This window comes from Rhodococcus sp. SMB37, from assembly GCF_004345605.1.
In the GTDB taxonomy this organism is placed as follows: Bacteria; Actinomycetota; Actinomycetes; order Mycobacteriales; family Mycobacteriaceae; genus Rhodococcus.
Window position 1 is genome coordinate 505213 of record NZ_SLVY01000002.1, and the last position, 19193, is coordinate 524405.

Sequence of the window (19193 nt, forward strand, 5' to 3'; positions counted from 1 at the left end):
CCCCACCACCGGGACTGTTCAGCTGTTGCTGGTCAGGAGCGTCCTGCCAGCCAGCGGCCGAGAACCGGTCCGATGTGGGCCACAGCATCTCGTGACAGCATCCGCCAGTGTGTCTCCGGCACCATCTCGGCGACCACCACGCCGCTCACATGGCGGTGCCAGCTCTCGGCGTCCGATGCGCTCCGATCGTCACCGGCAACGAAGACCAGCAAATCACCGTCGAACTTTCCGGGCCGATGCGTGGCCAGCGCGCGGTACGAGTGGCGCACTCCGTCGAACATCCGCTCGATGCGCGCAGGAGTGAGATCACCCAGCGGTGAAGGCAGCGCGGCGGCCAGATCCATCGCTGCTTCGGGTGTGAGATCTGCAATCGACATCTCACCGACGGTGACGCCGTTCGTCGCTCCAGAGGTAGCGCCGTCGGCGACACCGAACATGTCGGCGACGGTCGGCGCCGATTCCTGCAGGCCCGTATCCGAATCGATATCGGCGTCGGCGGGATAGGTGTCGAGCACAGCAAGAGTCGAGATCTGTTCGCCTTCACGTTGCAGCGCGACCGCGACGGCGTGGGCCAGTACGCCGCCCATCGACCAGCCCACCAGGTGGTAGGGGCCGTGCGGTGCGATGCCACGGATATGCCGGACGTACTCGTAGGCCCAGGCTTCGATGTCGGCGGGCATATCGGCACCCTCCTGCAGTGCGGGCGACTGCAGGCCGTAGACCGAGCGCTTGTCTCCCAGGTGACGGGCAAGACCTACGAAACTCCAGGACAGCCCAGTCACCGGGTGGAAGCAGAACACCGGCGCCCCCGCGCCTCCGGTCTTCAGCGGAAGTACAGCATCGAACGGATCGGTGGCGGCGGAGCGGGCACCGAGCGCTTCGGCGTCGATTCGAGCGGCCAACTGCTCCACGCTGGGATGAAGGAACAGCCACGGCAGCGGCACCTCGGCAAACAGGTACTCCCGCACGCGCGCGACCACCTTCACCGCGCTGAGTGACGTGCCGCCGATCTCGAAGAAGTCGTCGTCGAGGCCCACCTTCCCGGGGATGTCGAGCACGTCCGCGAAAGCGGCTGCGACGGCGTTCTCGGTCGAGGTGCGCGGTGCCCGGTACGGCCTCGGAGTCACTTCGGGTTTCGGGAGCGCCTTCCTGTCGACCTTGCCGTTGATGTTCAGCGGCACCGCGTCGAGGGCCACGAAACCCTGCGGAACCATGTAGGACGGCAGCATCCGGGCGAGTTCGGAGCGCATCGCGGGAATATCGAGCTGCTTCCCAGCGGGTACGACGAATACGACGATGCGGTCACCGGACTGCACGGAAGCCCCCGGCTGAACCGAGGCGACGGCCTCACGCACTTGAGGCAGCGAACGCATCGCGACCTCGATCTCACCGAGTTCGATGCGGAATCCGCGAACCTTGACCTGGAAATCCGCGCGGTCGAGGTATTCGAGAGTGCCCGAACCGGTCGCGTCGGACGGTCGCCACCGTACGATGTCGCCCGTACGGTACAACCGAGTTCCCGGGTCGCCGAACGGGTTCGCGACGAAACGTTCGGTGGTCAGGCCGGGTCGTCCGAGGTAGCCGCGGGCAAGCTGCGTGCCGGCGAGGTACAGCTCGCCCGGCACACCCGGCGGGACCGGGTGGAGCCGTTCGTCGAGGACGAACACCTGCGTGTTCGACACCGGCTCGCCGATCGGCACAGAGGTCGAGGGCAGTTCGAGAACCTCGTGGGCGGTCACCGACACCGCGGCTTCCGTCGGGCCGTAGAGGTTGACCAGTCCGGAGGCGGACTGCGACAGTGCCCGTTCGGCGGTATCGACCGGCAGCACTTCGCCGATCGCCAGAACCTGGCGAAGCGTGTCGGGCAACTCACCGCCCGCATCGTCGAGTAGTGCGTCGAGCATCGACGGAACAACGTGCAGGGTGGTGACGTGCTCGCGCCGGATCAGGTCGTTGAGGTAGGCGGGGTCGCGGTGTCCGTCCGGTGCTGCGATCACGAGCCTTGCGCCTGCGGTGAGCGCGGACCAGAACTCCCACACCGACAGATCGAACGTCGCCGCGGTCTTGAGGAGCACCGCATCGGACGAAGTGAGCGCGAAGTGCTCACGCTTCCAGACGAGCTGGTTGACGATCGCACCGTGCGACACCACGACGCCCTTGGGGCGGCCCGTGGAGCCGGAGGTGAAGATGACGTAGGCAGCGTTGTCGGAGCGCAGCGGTGAGATCCGCTCGGAGTTACGGATAGGCCGGCCGTCGTAGTCATCGAGCTCGAGAGAATCCAGCTCGAGAACGAAGGGACCGGCGGGGAAGTCGATCCGCTCGCGCGAGGTGGTCAGCACACCCGCCGGGGACGCCGTGTCGAGGACGTATCCGATGCGTTCGGCCGGGTGGTCGGGGTCGAGCGGCAGATACACCCCTCCCGCCTCGGCTACCGCATACATCGCGACGATCAGGTCGGTCGACCGTCGCATGGCGAGTGCCACCACTGTCTCCGGTCCTACACCCCGATCGATGAGAAGCCGCGCCAACCGGTTCACACGCGCCGCGAAATCCCGGTAGGTGACCGTGTCGGTCCCGTCGACGAGGGCCACCGCATCCGGTGTCGCGCGTACCTGGTCGTCGAACAGGTCGGCCAGCGTCCGGCCAGGACCGACGGCATGTTGTTCGGCCTCCCATGCCTGCAGCATGGCTTCGAGTTCCTGCGGGTCGTGGAGGTCGACGTCGCCGACCGGAACCGATGCGTCACCGACCACGGCGTTGAGGATCCGCACGTACCGGTCGAGCATCCGCTGCACCGACGAACGGTCGAAGAGCTCCGTGGCGAAGCCGAACTCGATACCGAACCCGTCCTGCCCACCACCTGTGCCGTGGTCGACGATGGTCACGTGCAGATCGAATCGGACGGATGTCGATGCGGTGTCGAGCGGCTCGACCTCCAGTCCGGGAAGGCTGAGGGAATCGACGGTGAAGTTCTGGTACGAGAAGCCGACCTGGAACACAGGGTGCTGTGCGGGCGACCGAACTGGGTCGAGCACCTCGACGAGTCGCTCGAAGGGGACATCGGCGTTGTCGAATGCGGCGAGATCCGCTGTCCGCACCTGTTCGAGCAGTTCGACGAAGGTGTCCCCGAGTTCCACCGGTGTGCGGAGCGCGAGCATGTTGACGAACATCCCGACGACATCGTCGAGTTCGGGTGCGGTCCGTCCGGCGACCGGGGTGCCGACCACCACGTCCGCGGTGTCGGACAGTCGCGCGAGGAGAACCGCGAGGGCGGCGTGCATGACCATGAAAGGTGTCGCGCCGCCTCGACGTGCGAGTTCCGAGATCCCCCGGTACATCTCGGGGTCGAGCACCGTGCGCACCCGGTCGCCGGCGGATCCGAGGATCGCAGGGCGTGGGCGATCGGTGCAGAGCTCGAGGGTTCCGGGGATTCCTTCCAGAGTCTCCGCCCAGAACGCACGTTGCCGACCCGCGACGGACCGCGGGTCCTCGTCGGAACCGAGGAGTTCGCGCTGCCAGAGGGTGTAGTCGGCGTACTGGACGGGCATCGGGGCCCAGTCGGGTCGAGCACCGCCGCTACGTGCGGTGTACGCGGACACGAGGTCGCGTACGAGCGGAGCCAGCGAGGATCCATCACCTGCGATGTGATGCATCACCAGGGCGAGGATGTGTTCGCTCGGGCCGTTCGCGAGTATGGATGCACGCACGGGGACCTGGTTCGTTACGTCGAATGCTTCGCCCGCGAGTTCGCCGAGTCGCTGCGGAAGGTCCTCCGCGTCCACAGTCTCGACGGCCACGTCGAACTCGACATCGGCAGGGTCGAGGATCCGCTGTTCACCGACGCCGTCGATCTCGGGGTAGACCGTACGCAGCGTCTCGTGCCTCGCAACGATGTCGGCGAGCGCGGTGCGCATCGCCTCCACGTCGAGATGTCCGGTGAGCCGCACCGCGAGCGGGATGTTGTAGAGCGACGAGTGTGGTTCGAGGCGGTTGAGGAACCACATGCGTTGCTGAGCGTAGGACAGGGGTAGGTGATCGGGCCGACTCCTCGGAGCGAGCAATGACGTTCCGGCCGACGGCGAATCGTCCACACGCGCGGCCAGCGACGCCACCGTCGGCTCGTCGAACAATGCCGCGGCCGTGACGGTAACGCCGAGCACGGACCGGAGATGGCCCACCACACGGGTCGCGAGCAGTGAGTTTCCGCCGAGATCGAAGAAATCGTCGTCGAGACCGACCTGTTCGACCCCGAGCGCATCCGCGAATACCGCCGCGACCGCGACTTCCGTCGCCGACTGCGGCGCGCGGAAGTCGGTGACCACCGGATCGGGATCGGGAAGCGCCGAGCGGTCGAGCTTTCCGGATGGGGTGAGCGGGAGCCGGTCCAGGGGCACGATCACCGAAGGCACCATGTATGACGGGAGGAGAGCCGTCGCATGCTCGGTGAGCTCACGAACATCCGGCCGGGTGTCGGTGCCATGCACGTACGACACCAATCGGGATTCGCCGGCCGCAGTCGAACGCCCCACCGTCACCGCGAAATCCACACCGGCGCACGACGACAACACCGCATCGATCTCACCCAACTCGATACGGAACCCCCGCACCTTCACCTGAAAATCGTTGCGCCCCACATACACGATCCCCGACCGAGCATCACGCGGACCCCGCACCACATCACCGGTCCGGTACATCCGCGCACCACCCGGCGCCGCCACGAACCGCGACGCAGTCAACCCCGCACGACCGTGATATCCCCGAGCAACCCCGGGACCCGACAGATACAACTCACCCGCCACACCCACCGGAACCGGATGCAACCGCGAATCCAACACGTGACCAGCAGAATTGCGGATCGGCGCACCGATCGTCACCTGCTCACCCGGCACCAACGGATCCGACATCGTGATCACGATCGTCGTCTCCGTCGGACCGTACACGTTGAAGAACCGACGACCCGGCGCCCACCGCGTCACCAGATCCGGCGGACACGCCTCCCCACCGACGACAACGCACTCCAATACGGCCAGCCCGGCCGGATCCACCGACGCCAATGCGGCCGGCGTCACGAAACCATGTGTCACACCCTGCCGCACAACAAATTCCGAGAACTCGGCGCCGCCGAACACTGACGTCGGCGACACCACCATCGTCGATGAGGCCCCCACCGCCAACAACAACTCCAACACCGATGCATCGAAGCTGGGAGAGGCGAAGTGCAGCGTCCGCGACCCGGGGCCCAGTCCGTACCGCTCGACCTGCTCGGCGCAGAAATTCGCCAGTCCCGAATGCGTGACCACAACACCCTTGGGGCGCCCCGTGGAACCCGACGTGTAGATGATGTACGCCGCATGCTCGAGCCGCAACGTGCGGATCCGTTCGTCGAACGTGACGGGGACCGACGGCAGCGCCGCAAGCGCGGACTCGGTCTCGGGTGCGTCGACGACGACGACGTCAGCATCGGTCGCCACTGCTTCGACCTGGCTCGCCAGCGTCAGGACGAGATCCGCCCCCGAATCGGTGAGCATGTATTCGATGCGGTCGGCCGGATAGTTGGGATCCACCGGTACGAACGCGGCACCGGTCTTGGCCACGGCCCACGTGGCAAGAACCGACTCGAGCGAGCGGGTCATCAGGATTGCAACGCGATCCTCCGGTCCTACGCCGCGGTCCAGCAGCAAACGCGCCAACGCGGACGACGCGGCATCGAGCTCGCGATACGTGCGAGCTCCGGAATCGGACACCACCGCGGGAGCGTCGGGATCGCGCTCGACAGCGGCGGCGAGCAGGTGAGGCAGCAGCGGCATGGGAGTATGACGTCGGATTCGCCTGAAACGACCGTTTCGACGGGTGAGAACACGGCCCGCATTGCTCGAATGTACGTCCCCGGACTCGATGACCTCGACCGTCATACCACTCCCCGTTCTACATCGGGGCGGAATGCGGTCGTGGGCAGCATATTCGGCGATACCCACGGGACGAGTGCTTTGCGTGAACGAGGCCCCCGACAAACCGGGTCACGCACACCGACCGCTTCCGAGTCTTACATGAGAACACTGTCGTTTCCACTTGAATGATGATTGAACTATTCGATTTCGACTGAAACAGAGAACAATTCGGACATTTCGTGAACAGTGGTCCACGCCGCGATGCGCGGGCCCACCACCTTACACGCGTCGGGTCCCGTCAGCTCCCAGTGGGACACCTGGACCTCACAGCGGTGCACCTCGCCCGCGACGAACGGGGTCCAGTCGAGAAGGGAATGATCCGCTCCCGGTTCCGATCCCCGCGCCGCCACGAAGAGGACGTCCCCTGAGAACCGACCCGGCCGATGGTGCGCGAGCACATCGAACGACCATCCGATTCCGTCGAGAAAATCTGTCGTCGTGGGAACCCCGGCGGTACCCGCATCCAACTCCCGTGTGATATCCGACACCAATGCGCCCGCGCCGCGGAGACCTGGGGCGACGCCGCCCTGCAATGCCGCGAGGGCAACCTGCTCCACATCGACGGGCGCCTCCAACGGCGCCGGAACCTGCGTGTCGAGCAGGATCAACGACGCCACCTCGTCTCCGTCGCGCTGCAATTGCACGGCCATCTCGTGGGCGATCACGCCGCCCATCGACCACCCCGCGAGGTGGTAACGCCCACGAGGCTGCAAACGACGGATCTCGGATACGTAGAGCCGGGCCCATTCGTCGATGGATCGGGGCAGTCCGTCGGCACCGGACAATGCGGGTGATTGGAATCCGTAGACGGGCCGCCCTTCCTGCACGTACTTCGCCAGTTCCGCAAAGCTCCAGGCGAGTCCGACCACCGGGTGGACGAAGAAGACCGATTCGAGATCCGGGTCGCCGGCACGGAGCGGGATGACCATGTCGAATGCACCCCCCATTGCGGGCTCGCCCGACTCGACTAACGCCCCGATCCGGGCAGCCAACTCCTCCACCGACCCCGACTCGAACACCACCGGCACCGGCACCCGCACACCCACCACCGACGACAACCGCGCCACCACACGCGTCGCCGCCAACGAATTACCCCCCAAATCCACAAACGAATCATCCAAACCGACCCGCTCCACCCCCAACACCGACGCCACCACCGACGCCACAGACTCCTCCAACACCGACCGCGGCGCCCGAAACTCCCGCACCGCAAACACCGGCTCCGGCAACGCCCCCCGATCCACCTTCCCCACCGGAGTCAACGGCACCTCATCAAGCACCACCACCAACGCCGGCACCATATACCCCGGCAACACCCCCGCAACCTGCTCACGCACCACACCCGAATCGAGCACCACACCCGACTCCGACACCACATACGACACCAACGCCGACTCACCCGACGCCAACACCGCCCCCACCGTCACCGCAAAACCCACCCCCGGCAACGACGCCAACACCGCATCGATCTCACCCAACTCGATTCCGAACCCCCGCAGCTTCACCTGAAAATCGCTACGCCCCACATACTCGAACACCCCACCCGAACCACGACGAACCACATCCCCCGTCCGATACATCCGCCCACCCGACGACGAAAACGGATCCGCCACAAAACGAGACGACGTCAACCCCACACGACCGTGATACCCCCGCGCCACCTGCGCCCCCGCCACATACAACTCCCCCACCACACCATCAGGCACCGGACGCAAACGCTCATCCAGCACAAAACACCCCACCCCCGCAATCGCCGACCCGATCGACACCCCCGAACCCGGCACCAACTCCGACGAACTCGTCGCCAAAATCGTCGTCTCCGTCGGACCATACGCATTGAAAAAACGCCTCACACCCGGAACAGACCACCGCCGCACCAACTCCGGCGTAAACGCCTCCCCCGCCACCACCACAGTCGACAACGAATCCAACCCCACCGGATCCATCGACCCCAACGCACCCGGCGTCATGAACACATGCGACACCCGCTCCGCCGCAATCAACTCCGCCAACTCCGGCCCACCACCCACACCCGCCGGAGCCACCACCACCGACGCCCCCACCGAAAACCCCACCAACAACTCCAACAACGACACATCGAAACTCGGCGAACACACATGCAACACCCGAGACGACCCATCCACCCCGAAATGCTCACGCTCAGCCGAAATCAACGGCGCCACACCAGCATGCGACACCACCACACCCTTAGGCCGCCCCGTCGACCCCGACGTATAAATCATCCACGCCGCATCAGAAAGCTCCACCGACCGCACCCGATCCGCATACGACACCGGACGCGACGACAACCCCCCCACCTCGGACACCAACCCCGCATCATCGAACACCACCACCGGCACCGTGGGCGGGCACGACACAGACACCACATCCACCACCGACGACACCGTCACAGCCAACACAGCACCCGAATCAGCCACCATGAACTGCACACGCTCAGCCGGATACCCCGGATCCACCGGCACAAAAGTCGCCCCCGACTTCACCACCGCCCACAACACCACCACCGACTCCAACGAACGCGGCACCGCCACCACCACCGCATCCCCCGGACCCACACCCCGAGAAATCAACCACCGAGCCCACCGCGACGAACACTCATCGAGCTCCCGATACGACAACGACCGCTCACCAGCAACCACCGCCACCGCATCACCACACGACTCCACCGCAGACACCAACAACTGCGACAACACCACACCCCGACCACGCCCACCACGTTGCTTCGAGGGGTTCTTCCGTCCGGCCCGTGCGATCCGGCCGCTTTGTCGCAATTCTTCCGCTTCGGCCTGTCCAACCGAACGCGACCCCCGGTCAGCACCCACCACGAAATCGACTCCTTCCGGTCGAGCGACCCCGACGCCACTCGACCGGAAGTAAAGTTACCGAACAGTTACCTTTCTTGCAGCACCCACGGATCGGCCGCACCGGCACTCTTGCCTGCCAGCGGACCCGAAACAACGCTGTCCACCCCGGCGTGTCGGTCGGTGACGATCACAGCTTCGAGGTCCTCCGAATCGGACAATGTGGATACCTCAGCGGCGGGAACGAATGCATGGCTGACCCACTCTTCGAGTGCGAGCTCGCCGAGGTCATCGTCGCGACCAGGAACGACGACGACCGCGCCTGCGACCGCCGCGGCCAGCACTGCGAAAACAGTCCAACGGTCGGCGGCCGTGCTGCCGGGCAGAATGCGCGAATCGTAGGTCAGGGCCAGCTCCTCCTGCCCCCGGCGCAACGCGGCAACCACTTCACCGTGGCTGAGACACACATCACCGAAGCACAGCGCCCGACCACCGGGACCGAGCACCTCGGGGCGATCCGTGTAGCCGAGTGAACGGCCGGACAGGCCGGCCACCGCCGCGTCGACAGCCGGATCGTCGATCGCGATCCACGTCGTCCCGGCACCCGCCGCCGTCTCCGTGAGCTCGACGACCCGGTCGGTCGTGGCGAGACCCCATCGCGCGGGCACCTGCCGGTCGACGGACACTGCGGCCCCCGACTTCGCCACCGCCCACAATGCGACCACCAGATCGACACCGACCGGAAGTTCCACGGTCACGACATCGCCCGACACCGCTCCGAGGGAGATCAGGTGCCTCGCCCACTGCGACGAGCGAGCCTCGATCTCCGCGAAGCTCGACTCCGTGTCGCCGAACACGACGGCGGGAGCGTCCGGATCCGATTCGACGGCAACCTGGAGTTCCTGCGCGATGGTGCGATCCACGCTCATCGGTGTCGTCGACGGCACCGACGGCGCCACGGTCGTGCTGACCGAACGCTCACTGTCCGTGCGGATGTCCAGGTCGCCGACCACCGCGGCAGGGTCGGCCGCCACCGTGTCGAGGAGGGTCATGAACCTGTCTGCGAGAGTGTCGATCGTGTCCGCGTCGAACAGGTCGGTCGCGTAGGTGAAGGCGAGTGCCATCTCCCCGGCCGCACCGTCGACGCCCTCCTGCGGTTCCGCGGTCACCTGCAGGTCGAACTTCGCTGCCAGCTCGCCACCGTCGACGGCTTCGACTGTCAGACCCGGGAGTTCGAGTCGTGCCGGTTCGATGTTCTGGAACGACAACACCGTCTGGAACACGGGATGCCGCGCCGTCGACCGGGTTGCGACGACCTCGTCGACGATCCGCTCGAACGGTACATCGGCGTTCGCGAACGCCTCGAGGTCCGTGGCGCGCGCATCGTCGAGAACCGAGCCGAAGGTGGCAGCAGGGTCGATGTCGGTGCGCAACGCCAGCGTGTTGACGAACATGCCGACCACGTCGTCGAGCGCACGAGCACCGCGTCCGGCCACGGGTGTGCCGATGACGACGTCGCGGGAGTTGCTCAGGCGCGACAACAACACCGCAAGTGCGGAGTGCACCACCATGAACAGCGTGGCCCGGTGCGCCGCAGCGAGTTCGTCGAGGCGACTACGGGTTGCTGCGGTCACCTTGGTGACGCGCGTGGCTCCGCGCAGACTCGGAGTCGCAGGCCGTGGCCGATCCGTGGGCACGTCGAGCAGGTCGGGAACCCCTGCAAGACGCTCACGCCAGTACGCGAGCTGGACGCCCGCCGGCGACTGCGGATCGTCGGCGTCACCGAAGGCTTCCTGCTGCCACAACGCGAAATCTGCGTACTGGATCTCGAGCGCGTCGGCAGCGGGAGCATCCCCCGCAAGCCGAGCCACATACGCCGACATCAGATCGCGGGCGAGCGGCGGAAGGGAAGCACCATCGGCCGAGATGTGATGAACCACGAGCGCAAGTACGTGGTCGTCGGGCGCGATGCTCACGAGACGACCGCGAACGGGTACCTCGGTGGCGACGTCGAATCCCTGCGAAACCACCTCGACGACGGCCGCGAATGCCTCAGCCTCGGAGTCCACCGTCACCGTCGTGAGGGGATCCACCGCATCGGCATCCAGGATCTCCTGGTACGGGCCCCGCTCATCCTGTGGATAGACCGTGCGCAGCGACTCGTGTCGCTCGACGATGTCGCGTACCGCGGAAGCCAGTGCCGCGCTGTCGAGGTCGCCGCGCAATCGGATGGCGAGCGGAATGTTGTATGTCGCCGATCCCTGGTCGAGCTGGTTCAGCACCCACATGCGTTGCTGCGCCAGCGACAACGGGATCCGATCCGGCCGTGGACCGGCCACCAGTTCGGGAAGCCTCCGGCCTTCCTGCCCGGAGTCGGCTCGCGCCGCAAGACCGGCAACAGTGGGATCTTCGAACAGTTCACGGATCGCGAGGTTCGAACCCAGCGCCTCGTTGATCCGTGCGATCACCCGTGTCGCGATGAGTGAGTTGCCGCCCAGATCGAAGAACGAATCGTCCGCGCCGACCTTCTCGACGTCGAGGATCTGCGCCAGGATCTTCGACACTGCGCGTTCGGACTCCGTCGCCGGTTCCCGGTAGTCGTCGCCGAGAGCGTCCATCCGTGGCGCCGGGAGAGCTCGTCGGTCGAGCTTTCCGTTGACGGTCAGGGGCAATTCGTCGAGCACGGTCACGATGTCGGGCACCATGTAGCCGGTCAGGAACTCCGACACCCGGGTGCGCACGTCTGCCGCGACCACGGCCTCGCCCGCGCGCGGCACGACATAACCGACGAGTCGTTCGCCGAGCCCGTCGTCGCGAACCATTGCAACGGCATGGGCGACACCCGACGCCTGCAGCAGCGCCGCCTCGATCTCGCCGAGTTCGATACGGAAACCGCGCAACTGCACCTGGGAGTCACTGCGGCCCGCGTATTCGAGAACGCCGACCGAATTCCAGCGTGCGATGTCCCCGGTGCGGTAGAGCCTGCCGCCGCCGAACGGATCCGCGACGAAACGTACCGCAGTCAGATCAGGACGTCCGAGGTACCCGCGCGACAACTGGTTGCCGGACACATAGACCTCACCAGGCACACCCTGGGGCACCGGCTGCAGCCGCCGGTCGAGCACGCGCACCGCAATCCCGGGCAGGGACCGCCCGATCGCGCTCGCCGCCCCGGCCCGCGCATCGGTGCGCTCGACCGGGTGGAAGGAGACGTGCACAGTCGTCTCCGTGATGCCGTACATATTGATCAGGCGGGGCGAGACGGGATGCCGGGCGAACCAGCCGCCGAGGCGACCCGGATCGAGTGCTTCACCACCGAATACCACGTACCGCAGCGTCGACGGAGCAGCGTCGACCTCACTCGGGGCGAGGGCACGGTCCGCCTCGTCGAACTGGTAGAACGCCGACGGCGTCTGGTTGAGTACCGTGACGCCTTCGGTGCGCACCAGACCGGCGAACAGCTCCGGCGACCGCGACGTCGGGTAGTCGACGACGACGAGCCGGCCACCGTGGAGCAGTGGCCCCCACAGTTCCCACACCGAAAAGTCGAACGCGTACGAGTGGAACAGGGTCCACACATCGTCCGACCCGAAACCGAATAGCGGTTCGGCATTCTCGAAGAGGGTGAGCACGTTGCGGTGGGTGACACCGACACCCTTCGGGCGGCCCGTGGAACCCGACGTATAGATGACATAGGCGAGATCATCGGGACGCAACGGCGCCGGACGGTCGGCGTCGGTGAGCGCATCTGCCGAGAACGTCTCGGCCACGTCGTCCGCACCATCGGTACGAAGAATGTCGATTCCGCTGTCCCACAGCACACTCGCACCGTCGCCACGCCCGATCACGTCGGAGGTCACGATCGCGCGTGGGCACGCATCGTCGAGCATGTACCGGATGCGATCCTGCGGGTAGCTCGGATCGACCGGCAGGTAGGCTCCGCCCGACTCGATCACGGCCAGGAGCGCGACGACGAGGTCGATCGAGCGCGGCAACGCCACCGCCACGAGTGACCCCGGGCCGACTCCTGAGGCGATGAGCCGACGCGCCATCCGGTTGGCGCGGGCCGTAAGTTCGGCGTAGTCGATGGTGGTGCCGGCGAAAGTGACCGCCGGAGCGGTGGCGTGAGCGACCACAGATTCCGACAGACGACCGGGGAGCGTGGCCGGGGTCCGTGCCGGTGAGCCCGCACCGAGCGAACTCCACGCGGTCAGAACCCGTTCGCGTTCGCCCACTTCGAGGAGAGGCAGATCCGCGACTGCGGTCCTCTCGTCGGACACTACCGCGCCGAGGATCCTGGTGAACCTGCCCGCGAGGCTCGCCACCGTGGTGCTGTCGAACAGTTCTGTCGCGTAGTTGAATTCGACGGCGAACCCACCGGGTGCACCGTCCACCCCCACAGTGTCGGCGACCGTGACCTGAAGGTCGAATTTCGCTGTCGCCGCGTCGAATTCGACGCCAGAGATGCTCAATCCGGACAACTCGAGGTTCGACACGGGCATATTCTGGAACGTCAGCATCACCTGGAACAACGGGTGACGGGCCTGCGAACGCGGCGGGTCGAGCACCTCCACGAGGCGTTCGAACGGTACGTCGGCGTGCACGAACGCATCCAGATCCGCGACGCGCACCCGACCCAGCAGGTCTTCGAAAGACTCCCCACCGTCGACCTCGGTGCGTAGCACTAGCGTGTTGACGAACATGCCGATCACATCGTCGAGGGCAGCCTCGCCGCGGCCGGCCACGGGCGTACCGACCGCGATGTCCGTGGCACCGCTCATCCGTGCGAGCAACACGGCGAGTGCAGCGTGAACAACCATGAATTCGGTTGCTCCACTGCGGCGTGCCAGATCTGCGATACCGGCACGCAGATCGCGGTCGAGATCGACCCGCAGCGATGCACCGCGGTTGCTTGCCACTGCAGGTCGCGGGCGATCGACGGGAAGTGGAAGCTCCTCCGGCAGGTCTGCGAGGGTGCGTCGCCAGAACTCCACCTGCTCGGACATCAAGGACTCGGGATCGGACTCTTCGCCGAGCACCTCGCGCTGCCACAGCGTGTAGTCCGCGTACTGCACTTCGAGCGGAGCCCACGAGGGCGCGTTCCCCGAGACGTGCGCGTCGTAGGCGGCCACCACGTCGCGCACGAGTGGGCCGATCGAATAACCGTCGGCGGAGATGTGGTGCACGACCACGACCAGCACGTGCTCGCGCTCCGACACCTCGAGCAGCCGCACCCGGAGCGGAACCTCACGAGTGACATCGAATCCGGTGGTCATGATCTCCGCGATGCGATCGGGCATCTCGTCTTCGGACAGCGGTTCGGGTGCCACGTCGAGCCGCGCATCCGATGCCGGGAGTATCTGCTGGTAGCCGACTCCGTCGACCTCCGGGTAGACGGTCCGCAGCGATTCGTGCCGGGCGACGACGTCGTCGATTGCTGAGCGCAATGCCGCATGATCGAGATCTCCGGAGAGCCGGATTGCCATCGGGATGTTGTCGACGAACGACTCCGGCTGCAGGCGATTGAGGAACCACATCCGCTGCTGCGCCGACGACAACGGAACACGATCGGGACGCTCCCGAGCTGCCAGTGGCACCGAGTCGCCACCGGATACGAGTCTTCCGATCCGGGCAGCCAACTCCTCCACCGACCCCGACTCGAACACCACCGGCACCGGCACCCGCACACCCACCACCGACGACAACCGCGCCACCACACGCGTCGCCGCCAACGAATTACCCCCCAAATCCACAAACGAATCATCCAAACCGACCCGCTCCACCCCCAACACCGACGCCACCACCGACGCCACAGACTCCTCCAACACCGACCGCGGCGCCCGAAACTCCCGCACCGCAAACACCGGCTCCGGCAACGCCCCCCGATCCACCTTCCCCACCGGAGTCAACGGCACCTCATCAAGCACCACCACCAACGCCGGCACCATATACCCCGGCAACACCCCCGCAACCTGCTCACGCACCACACCCGAATCGAGCACCACACCCGACTCCGACACCACATACGACACCAACGCCGACTCACCCGACGCCAACACCGCCCCCACCGTCACCGCAAAACCCACCCCCGGCAACGACGCCAACACCGCATCGATCTCACCCAACTCGATACGGAACCCCCGCACCTTCACCTGAAAATCGCTACGCCCCACATACTCGAACACCCCACCCGAACCACGACGAACCACATCCCCCGTCCGATACATCCGCCCACCCGACGACGAAAACGGATCCGCCACAAAACGAGACGACGTCAACCCCACACGACCGTGATACCCCCGCGCCACCTGCGCCCCCGCCACATACAACTCCCCCACCACACCATCAGGCACCGGACGCAAACGCTCATCCAGCACAAAACACCCCACCCCCGCAATCGCCGACCCGATCGACACCCCCGAACCCGGCACCAACTCCGACGAACTCGTCGCCAAAATCGTCGTCTCCGTCGGACCATACGCATTGAAAAAACGCCTCACACCCGGAACAGACCACCGCCGCACCAACTCCGGCGTAAACGCCTCCCCCGCCACCACCACAGTCGACAACGAATCCAACCCCACCGGATCCATCGACCCCAACGCACCCGGCGTCATGAACACATGCGACACCCGCTCCGCCGCAATCAACTCCGCCAACTCCGGCCCACCACCCACACCCGCCGGAGCCACCACCACCGACGCCCCCACCGAAAACCCCACCAACAACTCCAACAACGACACATCGAAACTCGGCGAACACACATGCAACACCCGAGACGACCCATCCACCCCGAAATGCTCACGCTCAGCCGAAATCAACGGCGCCACACCAGCATGCGACACCACCACACCCTTAGGCCGCCCCGTCGACCCCGACGTATAAATCATCCACGCCGCATCAGAAAGCTCCACCGACCGCACCCGATCCGCATACGACACCGGACGCGACGACAACCCCCCCACCTCGGACACCAACCCCGCATCATCGAACACCACCACCGGCACCGTGGGCGGGCACGACACAGACACCACATCCACCACCGACGACACCGTCACAGCCAACACAGCACCCGAATCAGCCACCATGAACTGCACACGCTCAGCCGGATACCCCGGATCCACCGGCACAAAAGTCGCCCCCGACTTCACCACCGCCCACAACACCACCACCGACTCCAACGAACGCGGCACCGCCACCACCACCGCATCCCCCGGACCCACACCCCGAGAAATCAACCACCGAGCCCACCGCGACGAACACTCATCGAGCTCCCGATACGACAACGACCGCTCACCAGCAACCACCGCCACCGCATCACCACACGACTCCACCGCAGACACCAACAACTGCGACAACACCACACCCCGACCACGCCCACCACGACGTTCACCGCGGGCGGGGCGCTCTGCGCGAGGTGCTCGCGGGGCGCGGGGGGCGCGGCCACCGCCGTGATCGGCGGTGCGACCGCCTGCGGCCTTCGTCGGACGCTCGGTGCTCGATTCGGGTACCGTCGGCTGCGGCTCGTCCGACTGCGGGGCATTCATCGGAGTAACCCCATCCGAGCCGCCGTCATGTCGTGAACGCATGTAAAAGCCCACACCCTTCGCTTTCGGTACCTCGAAGCCCGCCTGATACGAACCGAGCCAGCATAGTCATCCGTATCGGCGAGCATTCCTTACCCGTTAGTAACCTCTTGGTTTGATCTCTCCGGGCAGCTTCGACGTTACCGTCGACCCGACTCGCCGCCTGCAGGCGAACGACCGTGGGGCCGCCTGCAAGCGGCCCCACGTGTATCAGTGCTGGTCAGAAGCGACATGCACTTGATGTGCACTCCGCCACTGCGCGAGTACTCCTGCCGGGGCCTCATCGACGAGCACGACCACCGCGAGATCTTCGAGACCGGGTTCGAGGGTCTGAAGGGACGACGCCGGCAGATGGACGTGCGTGACCCATTCGTTGTAGAGAACACCGTCGAGGTCTTCACCATCCACGACACCCTCGGGCACGAACACTACGACGGCCCCGGTCGCGGTGACGAGCAACTGCTCGAGCGCCAGTGCCCTCGCACCCGCACCGTCGACCCCTGCGCGCGAGACCGCCGCACTCCGGGACTCGTAGGTCATCGAGTACCGGTGCCGCAAGGCTGCGAGCAGGTCGACGAGCTCCGCGTTCGACAGCGTCCGTGAATCGAGGACCACCGCCGGATCCGACGGCTCGACCGGACGCACACGATCGGCGTAGGTGACCGGATCCGCCGGCATCGCTGCGATATCTCCCGCGATGTCCTCGTCGTCGACCACGAACCAGTCCCCGACAGGCTCGCCGGCCGTCACGGCGTCGACGGTCAAGCCCAGCACCGCACCCGCTGGCAGGGTGGTGGCCCACCGCTGTGGATCGACCACAGCGAGGGCTGCGCCGGTCTTCGCCACGGCCCATTGCGCGACCACCGAAGCCACCGACCTCGGCATCGCGATGGCCACGACGTCGCCGGTGCCGACACCGCGTGCGATGAGCACACGTGCAAGCTGCGACGACCGCTCGTCGAGTTCTCGGTACGAGAACTCGCGTCCTTCCTCACCGGTGGCGGCGTCCGCCGGCACCGCCAGAGCCGGCGCGGACGGATCCTCCTCGATGACCTCACCGAGGACGGTGGCCAGCGTGCGCGCCGCAGACGTGACGACAGGAGTCACCGGACCCGACTCCTCGACGATGCGCGCCGCCTCGTCGGCACCGAGCAGATCGATCTCACCCACCGCAGAATCCGGGTCGGCGACGAACGCGTCGAGCACTCGGACGAACTGTTCGGAGACCCGCGAGACCGCGGCCTCGTCGAAGAAACGCTCGAGATACTTGAACGTGAAGTCGATCGCGGTGTCGGCAACGGTGAGCAGCGTGATCGGATAGTGCGTCGCGTCCTTGACGCCCACCCCCGTGATGGTCATCCCGTCGATCGAGCCTGCCGCGTCGGACAGCGCTTCACGGTCGATCGGATACGACTCGAACACCAGCAGCGAATCGAAACCGATCGGGGTGCCGGCTCGCTGTTCGATGTCGGACAGGCCGACGTAATGGTGATCGAGGAGCCCGGCCTGCTCCGCCTGCAGGCGCGTGAGCAATGCCTCGACCGATTCGTCGGGGTCGGCGTTCACCCGCACCGGCAGGGTGTTGATGAACAGACCCACCATCGACTCCACACCGGGCAGGTCGGCGGGACGTCCGGAGACGGTCGCGCCGAATACCACGTCGTTCCGCCCAGTGAGCCGGCCGGCAAGCACCGCCCAGGCCGCCTGGACGAGCGTGTTGACCGTGACGCCGAGGTGCCCGGCGAGCGTGGTCAACCGCGCGGTGCGTTCGGAGTCGTACAGCACCGACACCTTGGCGATCGTGTCGTTGTCCGCGTCGCGGACGACCGGCGCGAGGATCGTCGGCTCCTCCAGCCCGCGCAGGGTATCGGCCCACGCGTCGAGGGAGTCGTCACGATTCTGCTCCGACAACCAGGACAGAAAGTTCCGGTACGAGCGGACACGGGGCAGCAGCGACTGATCGCCACGCAGCACGTACAGGGCCATCAGGTCCTGCATAAGCAGCGGCATCGACCAGCCGTCGAGCAGGATGTGGTGGCTCGTGACCGCGAGGTGGTACCGATCCTCGGCTGCCTTGACGAGCAGGAATCGCATCAGCGGAGCGGTCTCCATGTCGAACCGTCGGGCCTGCTCGGCTGCAAGCACCTCCGTCAGTTCCGCCTCGCGACGCTCAGCCGGCATATCACCGAGATCGACCTGCTTCCAAGGCAGCTCGACCTCGTCGAGCACCAACTGGACCGAGTTGCCCTCGTCGTCGGTGACGAACGCAGTGCGCAGGTTCGGGTACCGGTCGAGCAGCGCCTGACCTGCAGCGCGCAGACGCTCCGCGTCGACGGCGCCTTCGAGGTCGAGAACGGCCTGCATCGTGTACACGTCGACATGGCTCTCGTCGGTCATCGATGCGTGGAACAGCAGACCGGACTGCAACGGCGAGAGCGGCCACACGTCGCCGAGCGACGGGTAGCGGTGCTCCCAGTGTTCGATCTCGGTCTGATCGAGGTCGACCAGCGGCAGATCCGACGGGGTGAGACCACCTGCATCCGGCCCTGTCGCGTACTTCGCGAGTGCGCTCAGCGCAGCAATCCAGTGCGCAGAGAGCTCGTCGACGTCGTCGTGGTCCAGCAGGCCCTCCGGGAACGCGATGTTCGCGCCCAGTTGCGGGCCGTCCGGCCCGTCGCTGACCACAGCGTTGATATCGACCGCGGCGTTCGCCGGCATGTCCGCGTCCTGGACCACGTCGAGCTTGCCGAGGGCGTCCGTAGGCGCCCACCCGATCGCCGCCAACTCCTCCGGCACATCCGCCGCAGACACACGACCCAAATAGTTGAAACTGATCT

The 19193-nt window shown here is 66.1% G+C and carries 4 protein-coding genes; all 4 read right to left on the reverse strand.

The window, feature by feature from the left end:
• Positions 1-32 precede the first annotated feature (32 nt).
• A complete protein-coding gene (locus EV641_RS05725; protein ID WP_241996852.1) occupies positions 33-5807 on the reverse strand; it encodes a non-ribosomal peptide synthetase in 5775 nt (1924 codons plus the stop codon).
• A gap of 278 nt (positions 5808-6085) precedes the next feature.
• Complete coding sequence (locus EV641_RS05730; protein ID WP_347238214.1) at positions 6086-8659, reverse strand: amino acid adenylation domain-containing protein; 2574 nt, start codon at positions 8657-8659, stop codon at positions 6086-6088.
• A 200-nt stretch (positions 8660-8859) separates the two neighbouring features.
• Positions 8860-16317 (reverse strand): non-ribosomal peptide synthetase, encoded by a 7458-nt coding sequence (locus EV641_RS05735; RefSeq protein ID WP_132471079.1) that lies wholly within the window; start codon positions 16315-16317, stop codon positions 8860-8862.
• 249 nt (positions 16318-16566) lie between these two features.
• Positions 16567-19193, reverse strand: a 2627-nt coding sequence (locus EV641_RS05740) for a condensation domain-containing protein (RefSeq protein WP_206752017.1), incomplete at its 5' end; no start/stop codon positions are given.

Coding starts and splice junctions, on each gene's coding strand:
- EV641_RS05725 (WP_241996852.1), bottom strand. CDS start 5,807: ATGCCGCTGCTGCCTCACCTGCTCGCCGCCGCTGTCGAGCGCGATCCC.
- EV641_RS05735 (WP_132471079.1), bottom strand. CDS start 16,317: ATGAATGCCCCGCAGTCGGACGAGCCGCAGCCGACGGTACCCGAATCG.